This is a genomic window from Myroides albus (assembly GCF_009711045.1).
GTDB lineage: Bacteria > Bacteroidota > Bacteroidia > Flavobacteriales > Flavobacteriaceae > Flavobacterium > Flavobacterium album_A.
The window spans coordinates 48,414-63,526 of record NZ_WMJX01000013.1 but is presented as its reverse complement, the minus strand read 5'-3'; the positions used below and the strand labels follow the sequence as shown (position 1 = coordinate 63,526).

Genomic DNA, 15,113 nt, shown 5'->3' with positions numbered 1-15,113 from the left:
GTAACCAAGCTAAGATACTACAAATTAGGCTTATACTAAAATACACTAACTTTAGAAAGAGTTTTACAAGTAAATTATTACCACTAATTATCATAAAAAACATGGCTTTACTACAAGAGGGTAACCCTTATATTACAAATACCCATCCAGAGTACACAGAAGTTCACAAAATATCATAAAAGTAAAAAACACACTTTTAAACATAAAAAAAGACACCTTAATAAGGTGCCTTTATAATATCAAATAACTCAATTATTTCTCTTGATTATTCTTTTTAGGAGCATCATCTTTCTTCTCCACTTTAGGAGGACGAGGCATTAAAGCTTTACGAGATACTTTAGCTTTTTTAGTTTTAGGGTCAATACCCATATACTTAACATCTAACTCATCTCCAAGCTGAAGTACATCTCCCACATTCTCTATGCGTTTCCAATCCAACTCAGATACGTGTAGTAAAGTCTCTTTACCAGGTACAAATTCAACAACTGCACCGAAGTCAAGCATCTTAACTACTTTTACGTGATAAGTTTCACCTTCAACAGGAGAGAAAGTAGTATTGCTAATCGAAGCTAATGCTTTGTCCATTCCAGCTTGATCAGTTCCCAACACTTCAATAATACCAAAGTCACCTTCTTCGTTGATAACAATTGTAGTTCCCGTTTCAGCTTGTAAAGCTTGAATGTTTTTACCTCCAGGTCCAATGATAGCACCAATAAAGTCTTTCGGAATACTAACTGTAATAATCTTCGGAGCTTTAGGTTTAACAGTAGCATTTGGAGTAGCAATAGTGTCAACTAATAATCCAAGAATGTGCATACGACCGTCGTGAGCTTGTTTTAAAGCTTGCTCCATAATCTCGTAAGCTAACCCTTCAATCTTAATATCCATCTGACATGCTGTAATACCGTCTTTAGTACCTGTAACTTTGAAGTCCATATCTCCTAAGTGATCTTCATCTCCTAAGATATCAGACAACACAGCCCAACGACCAGTTTTCGCATCAGAAATAAGTCCCATTGCAATACCTGATACAGGTTTTTCAATCTGAATACCAGCATCCATTAATGCTAATGTACCAGCACAAACTGTAGCCATAGAAGAAGATCCATTAGACTCTAATACGTCAGATACTAAACGAATAGTATACGGACAATCAGCAGGAATCATATTCTTAAGCGCACGTTGTGCAAGGTTTCCGTGTCCAACTTCTCTACGAGAAGTTCCTCTTAATGGCTTAGCTTCACCTGTTGAGAATGGAGGGAAATTATAATGTAAATAGAATTTCTCTTCACCTTGTTCACTTGGCAAATCAATAACATTAGCTTCGCGAGAAGTTCCCAGTGTTACTGTTGCTAAAGCTTGAGTTTCCCCACGTGTAAAAATAGATGAACCATGCGTAGATGGTAAATAATCAACTTCACACCAGATAGGACGAATCTCAGTAGTCTTACGACCATCTAAACGAATTCCTTGATCTAAAATTAAATTACGAACAGCTTCTTTTTGCGTTTTCTTGAAGTAAGTGCTAATAAGTTCACCTTTTTCTTCTAAGTCTTCCTCAGAAAACAAAGCTTTAACTTCTTCGTATACTTCAGCAAATTTCTCTCCACGCTCTGCTTTAGCACTTGCATGAGAAGCGATATCATAAAGTTTAGCATAAGATGCATCATAAACAATTTTCTCTACTTCAGCATCTGATGCTTCTGGTTCGTACTCACGGTAAGTAAGTCCTAATGCAGCACGCATCTTTTCTTGAGCCTCAATCTGAGCTTTAATTGCTTCGTGTGCAAACTTAATTGCTTCAATCATTTCTGCCTCAGAGATTTCTTTCATCTCCCCTTCCACCATACAAACAGAATCTTTAGATGCTCCAATCATCATATCGATGTCTGATGCTTCTAATTGCTCTTTAGAAGGATTAATGATTAATTGTCCGTCTACACGAGCAACTCTTACTTCAGAAATGTAATTGTAAAATGGAATATCCGATACAGCTAATGCTGCAGAAGCAGCCAAACCAGCTAATGCATCAGGCATAACATTCTCATCGAAAGACATAAGTGAAATCATCACCTGTGTCTCTGCGTGATAATCATCCGGGAATAAAGGACGTAAACAACGGTCTACAAGACGCATTGTCAAAATCTCTTGATCACTTGGACGAGCCTCACGTTTAAAAAAGCCTCCTGGAAAACGTCCAGCAGCAGAAAATTTTTCTCTGTAATCTACAGTTAATGGTAAGAAATCAACACCTGGATTTGCAGTACGAGCAGAAACTGCTGTTGCCAAAAGCATACAGTCTCCCATTCTTACTACAACAGATCCATCTGCTTGTTTTGCTAATTTCCCTGTTTCGATTGAGATGCTTCTACCATCACCTAAATCGATAATTTCTTTGGTTACCTTAGGAATCATATAATAATAAATACTTTAGGGTTTCTGTCTCTCCGAAGAGAGACATTAATAATTCTGTGTGTGTTGTGTTGTTGTGTTGTGTAGTTGTATGAAACCCAATGAAAAACCAGACTTTTTCTGCTAAAAGGCTAAAAAAGAAAAAGAGGCGCACAAGGGCACCTCTTCTCAATTGATTATTTTCTAATATTCAATTCCTTAATGATCTCACGGTATCTGTTGATCTCAGTATTCTTTAAATAGTCAAGAAGTCTTCTTCTTTTACCTACTAAAAGAACTAATGAACGCTCAGTGTTGTAATCTTTACGATTTCTTTTTAAGTGCTCAGTTAAGTGAGAGATTCTGTAAGTGAACAAAGCAATTTGTCCTTCAGCAGATCCAGTGTTTACAGCTTTTCCTCCGTGTTTAGCGAAGATCTCAGCTTTTTTCTCTTTTGTTAAATACATGCCAATATTTTTTAAATGATTTTTATGCGGCAATTATAGTCTATCTATAATTTGGTGCAAAGGTAATTTTATTTTCGAGAAAACACCATTAAAAATCATATTTTTTATTTCAAAGAACAAAACAACAACATTATAAAAAAGAGCTCTAATACAATTTGGCTACTTCTTTGTTTAAAGCTTCTAAAAAGCTTTTATCTTCATTCGTAAATGCGTTCAAGGTATGAGAATCAATATCTATCTGACCTATATTAATACCCTGCACAAATATAGGAACAACGATTTCAGACTTTACCGTCAAACTACATGCAATATAATTAGATTGAGCTGTAACATCATCAACGACAAAAGTTTCATTACTTAGGGCAACTTGACCACAAATCCCCTTTCCAAATGGAATTACAGTATGCTCTGTTGGCTCTCCAATAAACGGTCCTAAGTGTAATAAATCAGTTGAATGATCAGCAAAATAATAACCTACCCAATCGTAATAAGAAATAGAATCATATAACAATTCACATATTTCTTGAAGTATTTGATTTCTCGTAATATCTTTCCTTTCTAATATTACTTTTGACCTATTTAATAAGGCGACATAATCACTAGTCATATACGCAATTTTAATACAAAGACACTAAATTACGAAATATAACTCATTGTACACCATTGTATACCTGTCATTCTTTTCATTTTAAATTATAAGTACAATTAGCATTACATTCTTGTTAAAATCTCAAATATCTACCATAAGTTAAAACAAGTACTTCAAAAAACCACATCGGCTTCAAAACTTGAGAGAAGGCAAAAAGTATTAATGTCGTTTTAAAATAAAGCAAAATTAGATAAGGTAATATCCTATTTAATCATCTCTTAAAACAACAAAATCACATCCTTTAATAGAGCCTCTATGGATGCGACATGAAAAACTTAGAGATCAAAAATAACTACATTTATTTTGTGCATGAAGTTAAAATCAGTACAATCTTGATCGTACTTCCTTTGGGATTTCTGGCAGTTTGCTAAGGGTTTTCTTCGAGAAACACGCCTTTTTGCAGATAAAACCCCAAGGATACACGAAGAAAACAGCAAGAAAGTCCAACGAATCTAAGTGTTTTGCAAGCGCTTAACCATTTCTAAAGTCTTAAAATCGACAAGAAGGAGTAAGCACTTTTATTGAAATGATCTACAAATGCTAAGCAAGTGTATGTAAAGATTAATAATCTCAGACATTAAGATTATTTACAAAAAAACAGAGAAATAGTGATAGCATTACTTACTCACTCATATTAATTACATTCCTAAAGCACCATTTACACATTGTTATTTCGCTTTATACGATACTCATATATTCAAGTGCTATATATTTATTACCACACATATAGTTGCGATATAGCTCCAAATCGGACTCTTAATGTAAAAACAAAAACATTCTTATCCCTTTCAGTGATGCATGAGGTTTTAATCCTCGTCCTTACAAACTATTTGAATCTTTTGGATAAAAAACACTTCTGCTATAGATTTATAAAAATACTTCACTTATATAGACATCTATACAGCAAGACCACTATTCTACTCAACAAAGATGCTATTCCCAAAGCGCTATCTATATGCAAAATAAAAAAGCACTAATGCTGAACACTAGTGCTTTCCTCAAACAACAATATGTAATTTTGTAGCCAAACTCACAAACCACAAAATCAATTTTCTTTTTATAGCAATTCTTTCTAATCGTATTGATTCAAAAGATACTTTATCAAATCCGTTGTAGTTAACATTCCTACAAGTACCTGCCCATCTAAAACAGGTAATGCTCGAAAATCTTTTTTAACTAATATTTCAGCAGCATCCTTTATATTGTCATCTGCCTGTATCGTAGTAACATTCTTTACCATAACCTGTTCTAATGTAAACATATTATAAACGGTTGTATCCACGATATTATCATCTTCATCCGTATCAGCTAAACTGATTTTCAATAAATCTGTATAACTTAATATCCCTACCAACTTATGACCTGAAACTACAGGTAAGTGACGAATCTTGTGCATTTTAAATAACTTCTCAGCATCTGTTAATGAATCCGTCAAATTCAAGCTAACAATAGTTGAAGTCATAATTGACGAAACTGGAACTCTTTGTCTCATACCACTATCTAATTAACTTTCTACTACAAAGATAAGTTGACTAAAAAGCATAAAACATGATTTTTATCAGTAAATGGGATTTTTTACTTTATCCATTAAGGCAAAATCTTCACTTAAAACACTCTAAATCCACTATATTCAAGGTACATAAGAACTATACTTCGTATTCAAAATGTCCTAATTCTAAAGTAAAAAAAAACAATTTCACAAGTATAGAGTATAATTTAAGAGTTAAAACCACCGATAATAATCTTTCATTCGCATTTAGCATTAACTTTAAAATTTGAAAGATATGAATAGTTCTTCAACAAACCTGCTGAGAATTTAGCCATAAAATGACTACACCTAAACTGTAATAAAAGTAAATCCCAAAACAATAAACAACTCAGTACAGTGTCATAAAAAAGACCGAACTCAAGTAAAATACTTGAGTTCGGTCTTTTTTACAATAAACTTTTGAAATTAAATGAATACTAATTCCAATCTTCAATAACATGCGAGTGACCATCTTCTATTGTCACAGATATGCTCCTTGGAGCATTAGGATTTCCTCTTCCATGCTTACCTTCTTTAAACACTAAAGGAATTGGTTTCAACAAATCAAAGTGAAATGCACCTTCTTTATCTTTTACTACTTTAACTGCATCCACATAGAAGCCTTCGTCCACGTGTTCATACACAGCATCATTATAATCACTAGACTGTCTTTTTTCATTTTCTATACCCAAATTAACTGATATTATAGCTAATCTTCTTCCTCCGTCTTTTACATCCTTAGGAAAATGACCAAAGCGATTTGTAATAGTATAAAGCCCTTCTTCTACATTATTCAATGCAATTAAAAGACTTCCTCCTTTCAACTCACCGTATACTTTAGTGCGTTCTTCGTCAATTTTATCGTAATTTTCTTTAGTATCACCATAATTCACATCCCACATTTCCATATGAACACCTTTAATAGTACCATTCACTTTATCATAGCCAGTAACTGGAAGATAATTCCAATACACTAACTTTTTATCTACATCGTCAACTTTTGTATGAACCGTGAAAGTCCCATAAGATTTCACATTTACTCCTCCTTCTGTTCCACCATTAGTTTCACTATCACTTCCTTTATCATCGCTACTACAAGCAGTAAATAGAAAAGAAACTGACATAACAAGAATCATTACTTTTTTCATATTATTTTTTAATTAAATTAGTTAATAAAGCACTACTAACTTTATATTCCTCAAAGCTACGCTTTATTTTTATTTAACTATCTATTAACACATTAAACTTTAGTAACATCATATCGAAAGACCAAAAAAAAGGTAGCTACCAAAACTGGTAGCCACCTTAATTCAATCTATTTCATTCCTCGTGCATTTGAACAGAAGTTAAGTACACAATAGGTTGTGTTATTTAGTACTTGACAAATACTTTTGCCAATACATAGCGTCCGCGGAGGGGTTCGAACCCCCAACCCTCAGAGCCGAAATCTGATATTCTATCCAGTTGAACTACACGGACATACCTATTATAATTTTATTTAGATAAAATAGCTTTTACAATACTTGAGATCGTTTTACCGTCAGCTTTACCAGCTAAAGCTTTTGATGCTAACCCCATAACCTGTCCCATTGAACCCATTCCAGAAAAAGAACCTTCTGAAACTATTTTTTCAATAGCACTTCTCACTTCCTCCTCTGACAACTGTTCAGGTAAGAATGCCTCGATTACTTTTGCTTGATCTAACTCTGGTTGAACCAAATCTTCACGACCTTGCTCTTGGTAAATATTAGCACTGTCTTTTCTTTGTTTCACTAACTTTTGAAGTATTTTGATTTCTTCTTCCTCTGTTAGTTCTTCTTTACTACCTGATTGAGTTTGGGCTAATAATAACTCAGACTTAATCGCTCTAAGTGCCTCCAAGGCTAAAGTATCTTTAGACTTCATTGCACTCTTCATTGCGTCCATTACATTTGACTGTAAACTCATATCATATCTGTTTTTGATTGTTGCAAATATAAGAAAAAGCCAGAAAAAATATATCTTTTCTGGCTTTTATCTATAACCTATAAGTACGCTATACAATTGCTAATCTACATTGTCGTGTAAGAAAGAATTGTTAGAACGCAGTTTACTATCGTTATTACTATCTAAACTAATTGATGTTCTTGACTTTTGTGAAGAATCATCTACCTCATTTAGATTTACACCAGTTCTCTTGTAAGCTGGTTCTGATTCCAAGTCATTGATCTGACTATTAGTTGCTGTTCCACTATTAAATTTGTAGTTAAAGTCACGCATTTTCTTTCTGCGTTCAGCAGAACGACTTCTTAGCGTAAACTCTTCAATACTCATTTCCATTGGGTTAATCTCATCATTCTCAGCTGTTACAGGAGATTCAACATTAGCTACCCCCTCATCTTCATTTTCCTTCATAGAAACTTTGAACCCTTCTGCAATATCTTCAGCGTGCTTAGATGCATTTGGTTTCGCAGTTTTTAACTCCTCTTCTTTATCTGTGTAGTCTTCAAGTGAGAAATAAATAAACTCCTCTTTAGTGTCTTCAGTTGTCGAATGATCAATCTGATCTTGAATATCTAATGTAGTTTCGCTATTGAACTCATTAGTGTTATCATCAAGATTGTAAACAACTGTTTGAGCAACCTTAGCTGTAGGTACTTGAACAGTATCATCAATTTTTTTAGTTACGATAACAAATTCAGGATCCACAACTTTAATATCGCGTAAGTCTTTAGCTTTATTTAAAGTCTTAGTTTCTTGTGTGCTATTTACTACCTCTGGAGTTACCTCTTTTTGAGGAGTAACTATTTCAAAGAAAACATCTAAGTTTTTAGCAGCAGGAGAAGTCTCAGTTTGAATTGGCGCTTTAGGCTCAACGCTTTCAAAATTCACAGCAAACTGCCCTCCATCATCACTAATAGTTGGATCTACTATTGGTTCATCAGATATATCTGTTGAATTAGAAAGAAAGTCGTTTTCAAACTCATCCTCTGCTTCCAATGTAAATACTTTTCGTTCTTCTGGAGCATCTGCTGGAGACACAGCACTATCAGAAGTTTTAGTCAATGGTTGATCTGGAGTAGAAAAACCTAAATTACCTGTTACTGAATTACTTGAAAGATTACGAACTAAAGTTTGTTCATCTCCTAAAGTATGAACAATCACTTTTGGCTCACCAGAAGCAACAATCGTTTTTTGTTGTTCAACATTGAAACCAGTCGCGATAATAGTTACAGAAATAGCTTCACCAAGACTTTCATCCTCACCTACTCCCATAATGATATTAGCATTATGACCAGCCTCTGTTTGGATATGATCGTTAATTTCACCTATTTCATCTAAAGTAATTTCGTTTGATCCAGAAACTATTAAAAGCAAAACATTCTTAGCCCCTGTAATTTTATTGTCATTTAACAAAGGAGAATCTAATGCATCGACGATTGCGTTCTTAGCTCTACTATCACCAGAAGCTGTCGCAGAACCCATAATAGCAGTTCCACTATCTGATAAAACAGTCTTAGCATCTTTTAAATCGATATTCTGAGTATAGTGATGTGTAATTACCTCTGCAATACCACGTGCTGCAGTAGATAATACTTCATCTGCTTTGGAGAAGCCAGCTTTAAATCCTAAGTTACCATAAACTTCACGTAACTTATTATTGTTAATAACCACAAGAGAGTCCACTTGCTTACGCAGCCTTTCAACTCCTTTTAATGCCTGCTCTTGACGTACTTTCCCTTCAAATTGAAACGGAATAGTAACAATCCCAACAGTCAAAATATCTCTTTCTTTCGATAATTGAGCGATTACAGGAGCAGCACCAGTACCAGTACCTCCACCCATACCTGCCGTTATAAATACCATCTTTGTGTTGGTATCAAGCATTTTCTCAATATCTTCAATACTTTCTATAGCCGATTGTTGCCCTACTTCAGGATTTGCCCCCGCTCCAAGACCTTCAGTCAAATTAACTCCTAACTGAATTTTATTAGGTACGGGACTATTCTCTAATGCTTGCGAATCAGTATTACACACGATAAAATCAACACCTTTAATACCTTGCTTAAACATGTGGTTAATCGCGTTACTTCCACCTCCTCCGACACCAATCACCTTAATTACATTCGATTGATTTTTTGGTAAATCGAATTTTATTCCTCCGAAATCTGTATTCTCCATATACGTATCGTTTTTATTCTTGCTTTTCAATATAATCTCTAATCTTTCTTACAAAACTACCTAAAAAGCTTTTCTCAAATTTATCTACAGTTGTTGTAACTTCTTTTTCAGTTTCTACTTCCTCATCTTTTTCTAAATTGATGTGAACGCGTTCGCTTTTTTCACTTTTCACTTCTTCAGATACTGATGGTGAAATAGGGTTATTCTCTACAACTTTCTGTTCAATAATTTTCTTTTCTTCTTCTTGCAATTTTTCGTAAGCTATAATCTCTTCAAAAGGAACAGCTCCTTTTATTTGATTCTTATCACTTTCCATCACTAATCCCACTGCTGTTGCATATAATGGACTTGAGATTTCAGGACTTGAATCACCCGCTAAATGCTCATTTGGATAACCAATACGAGTATCTATTCCAGTAATATATTCTACTAACTGTTTTATATGTTTCAATTCAGAACCACCACCTGTTAATACAATTCCTGCAATTAACTTCTTCTGTGGGTTTTCGTATCCATAGGTCTTAATTTCAGAAAACACCAATTGAATAATCTCATCCACTCGAGCGTGAATAATCTTAGACAAATTCTTCAGTGAAATCTCTTTTGGCTCTTTACCTCTCAAACCAGGAATAGAAACAATCTCGTTGTCTTTATTTTCACCCGGCCAAGCAGATCCAAAACGAACCTTCAATGTCTCGGCTTGTCTTTCAATGATAGAACATCCTTCCTTGATATCTTCCGTAATCACGTTCCCTCCGAAAGGAACTACAGCTGTATGGCGAATTATTCCATCTTTAAAGATCGCCAAGTCTGTTGTACCACCACCTATATCAATAATAGCAACACCAGCCTCCTTCTCTTCTTGACTCAAAACAGCTTCAGCTGATGCCAAAGGTTCTAAAGTAATGCCTGACAATTCTAATCCTGCATCTTTAATACATCTTCCTGCGTTCTTTATGAGAGCAGCCTGCCCAACAACCACGTGAAAAGTAGCTTCCAATCTACTTCCATACATACCTATTGGTTCTTTAATTCCAGGTTCTCCGTCAATCTTAAATTCTTGAGGTAATACATGAATAATTTCTTCTCCAGGTAACATATTCAATTTCTGAACCTGTCCAATTAACTTTTCAATGTCTTTATCCCCTATTACTTCATCAGGATTTTCACGGCTTATGTAATCGCTGTGCTGGATACTGCGAATATGTTGTCCTGCAATACCAACTACAACTTTCTTAATTCTACATTCTGCTTCTGCCTCTGCTTCTTTAACTGCATGCTGAATAGATTGTATCGTCTGTGTAATATTATTAACTACACCCCTTTTCACACCTAAGCTTTTTGCCTTCCCTAATCCAAGAATTTCAAGCTTGCCATATTCGTTTTTCTTTCCAACCATTGCAACAATCTTAGTTGTTCCAATGTCTAATCCTACAGCTATATTTTCATTTTTCATAGTCATTTTCTATTTACTACATACTACTTGTTGAGTAAATCTAAGATTTATACTCTTATACTGTTTTGTGTCTAACTTGCCTTCTGTACAATACTTCACAAAGGCCGTATAATTATTCAATTTCTTTTCCATTTCATCAAATGTTCCAAAAGAAATACTATAATCATTAGTTCTACTCTTTAACATTAAGGTTTCATCTCCCCGTATAATAATTCCAGTTAAATCCTGCTTTAAAAACTCACTTTCATTAATCAACTTCAACATTTTTAATAAATCCCCGCGATTGTTTTCCGTAATACGACCATCAATCATAGGTACTCGTTGTGAAAAATTGTGAGAGATAGGCATACTCCTTCCAGTATTATCGATATAGTAACTCTTACCATTCTCAAAATAACGTCCAACTGCTTCCTTCTGCCACACATCTACATATAACTTTCCATCTATAGATAGATACACTTCTGCATTCTTAATTAGCTCATTACTTAAGACTTCATCTTCCACTTTCTTCAAATCTACTATAGATCTATTAACTCTGGAAGTGTTTGGTAAACTTTTTTCAACCATACTGCGAATATCTGCTCCTGTTACAAAATGATAATCCTCACCTTTGAAAAAAACTTCTATACCACTAATCTCTTTATCTTCGCTCTTTTTATTACTAAAAGAATAAACAACAAAGGCAATAGCGCACACTAACAATATGCGAACATCAACCCACTTTATTCTCTTAAATAACTTTTTCACACTTATTATATTTTATTCTAATTCCAATTTTATATCATTAATCATTTCACCTATATCTCCAGCACCAATAGTCAGTACCACCTCTGGGTTAAAATCTTTTATATAGCTGATCAATCTGCTTTTTTCAACCAAACATTTACTATTCGACTTAATTAGTTCTAATAGTTTATCAGATGTTACTCCCTCTATAGGCAATTCACGTGCTGGGTAAATATCCAACAAAACTACATTCTCAAAAGTTGACAATGCCTCGCCGAACTCTTCCATAAAATCTCTTGTTCGACTATACAAATGAGGTTGAAAGATTGCTAATATTTTCTTATCCCCATACATCTCATGAACTGCTTGACTAACTGCTTTAATCTCCGTTGGATGATGAGCGTAATCGTCAATAAATATCAACTTCTCATTGCGAATCTTATAAGAAAATCTTCTTCTCACTCCCTTAAATGTCTCCAAAGCATTCACTAAATCACTAACATTTACACCATACACATATGCCATAGCAAAAGCTGTTAATGCATTTGTCAAATTGTGATGTCCTGGTAATCCAAATCTAACATCTGACACAGTCTCTTTTGGCGTCACTATATCGAATATATACCAACCATTATCGATTCTAATATTCTTTACCTGAAAGCTACTATCTGCCCCAAAACCAACTTTCACTCCATCTAAATCAACATCTTCATGAACAAACAGCAAATTCTTATCCTCAACTTTTGCAGCAAATTCCTTAAAAGAAATCAACATCTCATCAGCTGTTCCAAAAATATCTAAGTGATCAGCTTCGGTAGAATTGATACAAGCGATATTGGGACTCAATCTTAAAAATGAACGATCAAACTCATCTGCTTCCACTACTGTAACCGTTTTACCCGAACCAATCAAATTAGTCTGGTAGTTTTCAACAACTCCTCCTACAAAAGCAGTAACATCTACTCCAGCTTGATAAAGTAAATGTCCAAGAATACTTGTTGTTGTTGTTTTACCATGCGTACCAGCAACAGCGAAACAGTAAGTATCTTTTGTGATGATACCAAGTACCTCAGATCTCTTTAAAATTTCAAATCCAGCTTGTTGAAAATACATCCATTCTGTATGAGATGTAGGTACCGCAGGGGTAATAACAACAACTGTACTATCAATATCTTTATACTCCTCTCCAATAAAAGCAATATTGTCTTCATAATGTATTTCAATACCAACTTCCTCTAACTCTCTAGTAAGTTGTGTTGGCGTTTTATCGTATCCAGCGACATTCTTACCTAAGAATTTAAAATAACGAGCAAGGGCACTCATTCCAATACCACCAATCCCTATAAAATATACACTCTTTATTTTATCAATTACTTTCATTACTTTTTAATTAAAGCTACTATTTGATCTACAATATCTTTTGTTGCATTTGGCAAGGCTAACTTTTTAAAGTTATCTCCCAATTCTTGCATACGACTATCGTCACTTAACACGGATTTAAACAAATCCGGAAAAGTATCCAACTCACTTTCTTTAACCATTAGCGCACCACCGCGTTCTACAATACTTAAAGCATTCTTAGTTTGGTGATCTTCTGCCACATTAGGAGAAGGCACAAATATGACTGGTTTTCCTACTATTGCTAATTCAGAAACTGAAGAAGCTCCAGCTCGCGAAACTACAATATCAGCTGATGCAAAAGCATAATCCATTCTATCTACAAACGCTAATACTTTTACCCTACTACTGTTGTATTTCTTGTATTCTTCGTAATATAACTTACCACATTGCCAAATAACCTCAAGCTCCATTTCTTCGAATAAGCCAAGATTACTTTCAACTAATTGATTTATCCTTCTCGCCCCTAAGCTTCCTCCTAACACTAAAAGTGTTTTCTTACTTACATCCAATTTGAAAGAGGCTTTAGCTTCAGCCTTATCGCTTAATACCAGTAAATCCTGTCTAACGGGATTACCTGTCTTGACCAGCTTATCTTTTGGAAAAAACGCTTCAAGGTTATCATATGCCACACAAATAGCCTTTGCTTTCTTTCCTAATAACTTGTTAGTAATACCAGGAAAAGAATTCTGCTCTTGTACAACAGTTGGGATTCCCATATCTGCAGCTACCTTTACAACAGCTCCACTTGCGTATCCCCCTGTCCCAATCACAACATCTGGCTTAAACCTTTTTATGATCTTTCTCGATTTAAGCAGACTGCTAATTACTTTAAAAGGAAATGATAAGTTATCTAACGATAACTCCCTTTTCAAGCCAGAGATCCACAATCCTTCGATAGCATACCCAGCCTGTGGTATTTTCTGCATCTCCATACGACCTTCTGCACCCACAAACAATATCTCAGCATTAGCAAATCGACTCTTCAATTCATTTGCAATTGCTAAGGCTGGGTATATATGTCCTCCCGTTCCTCCTCCACTCAATATAAACCGAGGTGCATGACTCATATTATAATCTAATTTTCTTTTAACTCTTGTTCTAAAATTTGTTCTTTTTCTAATTGAATTCTATTCAATTCTTCTTCTTCACGCTTCTCTGCATCACTCTTCTCCATTTCGCGTTCCTGAATTTCTCTTTCACTTTTTGTAACACTAAGGATAATACCTAAAGCTACACATGTCATCCATATAGATGTCCCTCCACTACTAATAAGAGGTAAGGGTTGACCCGTTGTCGGTAAAAACGAAACTGCAACTCCAATATTAATCAACGTCTGATAGATTAGAAAAAATCCTAATCCGACCACCAGGAGTTGACCAAATACTGTGGGAGCCCTGTGTATCGCAATCAAAAAACGAAAGAACAACGACATATATACAAAGAGCAAAAACACTCCAAAAACGACACCATATTCCTCAACTATAATAGCGTAAATGAAATCTGATGAAGATTGTGGCAAAAAGTTCTTCTGAACACTTTTACCTGGCCCTAAGCCAAACAATCCACCTGAGGCAATTGCTATTTTTGCATTTTGTACTTGGTACAAGTCTTTGGTAGAATCGTCTGAATTGGCGAATCTGTCAATTCTACTAATCCAAGTATCCACTCGATTGGGAAATAAACCTGGAAAAGCCTTTGCCGTAATCATAAAGATCCCAATAAACAATACTGCCGCAGAACAGATAATAGCTAAGTACTTTAACGGATACTTGCCTATAAGTGCAACTGTAAAAACTACAAGCGAAATAATTGCAGCCGTAGAAAAGTTTGCTGGTAAAATTAGCAATACGATTAATCCCACTGGCAACCACAACTCCCATAAAGAAGAAACAAAATCAACTGTCTTGTCCTTTATCTTTACTAAATATTGAGCGACATAAACGGTCAATACAATTGCTGCTATAGAAGAAGGTTGAAACTGAACACCCAGCACACTAACCCATCTACTGGCATTTGCTCCGCCTATCATTGTTCCCTTTGTCAACGTGTAGATTAACAATAGTACCACGACAGGTATTCCTACAAAACCTACAAGCTTAAAATAGCGATAATCTACACGGTGAACCAACCACATAAAAATTAGACCTACACTGATGTGTACAAAGTGCTTGATCAAATAATAAATCGTCTTTTCACCAGTTCCTACAGTATAAACTAAATTTGTACTCGCACTATATACAGGCATAATAGAGAAACAGGCCAATAGAATAACTAATGCCCAAATCGTTTTATCTCCGTATAAATGTGCGTACAACCACTTCATTGTTTATATAC

At 34.8% G+C, this 15,113-nt stretch carries 12 protein-coding genes and 1 tRNA gene; all 13 read right to left on the bottom strand.

Going from position 1 to position 15,113, the window contains the following annotated elements; all coding sequences use genetic code 11:
- Window positions 1-252 precede the first annotated feature (252 nt).
- The 13 genes from GJV76_RS08060 to GJV76_RS08000 all read right to left on the bottom strand — a co-directional run bounded on the left by GJV76_RS08060 (window position 253) and on the right by GJV76_RS08000 (window position 15,102).
- Window positions 253-2,415 carry a polyribonucleotide nucleotidyltransferase gene (locus tag GJV76_RS08060; protein WP_155092113.1) on the bottom strand — a complete coding sequence of 721 codons (2,163 nt, stop codon included), beginning with the start codon at window positions 2,413-2,415 and terminating at the stop codon, window positions 253-255.
- Window positions 2,416-2,588: 173 nt separating this feature from the next.
- Window positions 2,589-2,858, bottom strand: a complete 270-nt coding sequence (gene rpsO / locus GJV76_RS08055; RefSeq protein WP_155092112.1) for a 30S ribosomal protein S15 — start codon at window positions 2,856-2,858, stop codon at window positions 2,589-2,591.
- Window positions 2,859-3,003: 145 nt separating this feature from the next.
- Window positions 3,004-3,465 (bottom strand): GAF domain-containing protein, encoded by a 462-nt coding sequence (locus GJV76_RS08050; RefSeq protein WP_155092111.1) that lies wholly within the window; start codon window positions 3,463-3,465, stop codon window positions 3,004-3,006.
- Window positions 3,466-4,579: 1,114 nt separating this feature from the next.
- The gene (locus GJV76_RS08045; protein ID WP_155092110.1) at window positions 4,580-4,999 is read right to left on the bottom strand and encodes a CBS domain-containing protein; all 420 of its coding nucleotides are present in this window, start codon (window positions 4,997-4,999) and stop codon (window positions 4,580-4,582) included.
- Between the two features lie 473 nt (window positions 5,000-5,472).
- The gene (locus GJV76_RS08040; protein WP_155092109.1) at window positions 5,473-6,183 is read right to left on the bottom strand and encodes a hypothetical protein; all 711 of its coding nucleotides are present in this window, start codon (window positions 6,181-6,183) and stop codon (window positions 5,473-5,475) included.
- Window positions 6,184-6,440: 257 nt separating this feature from the next.
- Window positions 6,441-6,514, bottom strand: a tRNA-Arg gene (locus GJV76_RS08035).
- A gap of 15 nt (window positions 6,515-6,529) precedes the next feature.
- On the bottom strand, window positions 6,530-6,982 hold the full coding sequence (locus GJV76_RS08030) for a GatB/YqeY domain-containing protein (RefSeq protein WP_155092108.1): 453 nt from the start codon (window positions 6,980-6,982) through the stop codon (window positions 6,530-6,532).
- A 99-nt stretch (window positions 6,983-7,081) separates the two neighbouring features.
- Complete coding sequence (gene ftsZ / locus GJV76_RS08025; RefSeq protein WP_155092107.1) at window positions 7,082-9,196, bottom strand: cell division protein FtsZ; 2,115 nt, start codon at window positions 9,194-9,196, stop codon at window positions 7,082-7,084.
- A gap of 13 nt (window positions 9,197-9,209) precedes the next feature.
- Window positions 9,210-10,652 (bottom strand): cell division protein FtsA, encoded by a 1,443-nt coding sequence (gene ftsA / locus GJV76_RS08020; protein WP_155092106.1) that lies wholly within the window; start codon window positions 10,650-10,652, stop codon window positions 9,210-9,212.
- A gap of 9 nt (window positions 10,653-10,661) precedes the next feature.
- A complete protein-coding gene (locus GJV76_RS08015; protein WP_160339658.1) occupies window positions 10,662-11,399 on the bottom strand; it encodes a cell division protein FtsQ/DivIB in 738 nt (245 codons plus the stop codon).
- 12 nt (window positions 11,400-11,411) lie between these two features.
- On the bottom strand, window positions 11,412-12,758 hold the full coding sequence (gene murC, locus GJV76_RS08010) for a UDP-N-acetylmuramate--L-alanine ligase (protein ID WP_155092105.1): 1,347 nt from the start codon (window positions 12,756-12,758) through the stop codon (window positions 11,412-11,414).
- Window positions 12,758-13,846, bottom strand: a complete 1,089-nt coding sequence (gene murG / locus GJV76_RS08005; RefSeq protein WP_155092104.1) for an undecaprenyldiphospho-muramoylpentapeptide beta-N-acetylglucosaminyltransferase — start codon at window positions 13,844-13,846, stop codon at window positions 12,758-12,760. The genes murC and murG overlap by 1 nt, the downstream gene beginning before the upstream one ends.
- A gap of 8 nt (window positions 13,847-13,854) precedes the next feature.
- Window positions 13,855-15,102, bottom strand: coding sequence for an FtsW/RodA/SpoVE family cell cycle protein (locus GJV76_RS08000; protein WP_155092103.1), 1,248 nt, complete (start codon window positions 15,100-15,102; stop codon window positions 13,855-13,857).
- Window positions 15,103-15,113: the final 11 nt, after the last annotated feature.

Coding starts and splice junctions, on each gene's coding strand:
- GJV76_RS08060 (WP_155092113.1), bottom strand. CDS start 2,415: ATGATTCCTAAGGTAACCAAAGAAATTATCGATTTAGGTGATGGTAGA.
- rpsO (WP_155092112.1), bottom strand. CDS start 2,858: ATGTATTTAACAAAAGAGAAAAAAGCTGAGATCTTCGCTAAACACGGA.
- GJV76_RS08050 (WP_155092111.1), bottom strand. CDS start 3,465: ATGACTAGTGATTATGTCGCCTTATTAAATAGGTCAAAAGTAATATTA.
- GJV76_RS08045 (WP_155092110.1), bottom strand. CDS start 4,999: ATGAGACAAAGAGTTCCAGTTTCGTCAATTATGACTTCAACTATTGTT.
- GJV76_RS08040 (WP_155092109.1), bottom strand. CDS start 6,183: ATGAAAAAAGTAATGATTCTTGTTATGTCAGTTTCTTTTCTATTTACT.
- GJV76_RS08030 (WP_155092108.1), bottom strand. CDS start 6,982: ATGAGTTTACAGTCAAATGTAATGGACGCAATGAAGAGTGCAATGAAG.
- ftsZ (WP_155092107.1), bottom strand. CDS start 9,196: ATGGAGAATACAGATTTCGGAGGAATAAAATTCGATTTACCAAAAAAT.
- ftsA (WP_155092106.1), bottom strand. CDS start 10,652: ATGAAAAATGAAAATATAGCTGTAGGATTAGACATTGGAACAACTAAG.
- murC (WP_155092105.1), bottom strand. CDS start 12,758: ATGAAAGTAATTGATAAAATAAAGAGTGTATATTTTATAGGGATTGGT.
- murG (WP_155092104.1), bottom strand. CDS start 13,846: ATGAGTCATGCACCTCGGTTTATATTGAGTGGAGGAGGAACGGGAGGA.
- GJV76_RS08000 (WP_155092103.1), bottom strand. CDS start 15,102: ATGAAGTGGTTGTACGCACATTTATACGGAGATAAAACGATTTGGGCA.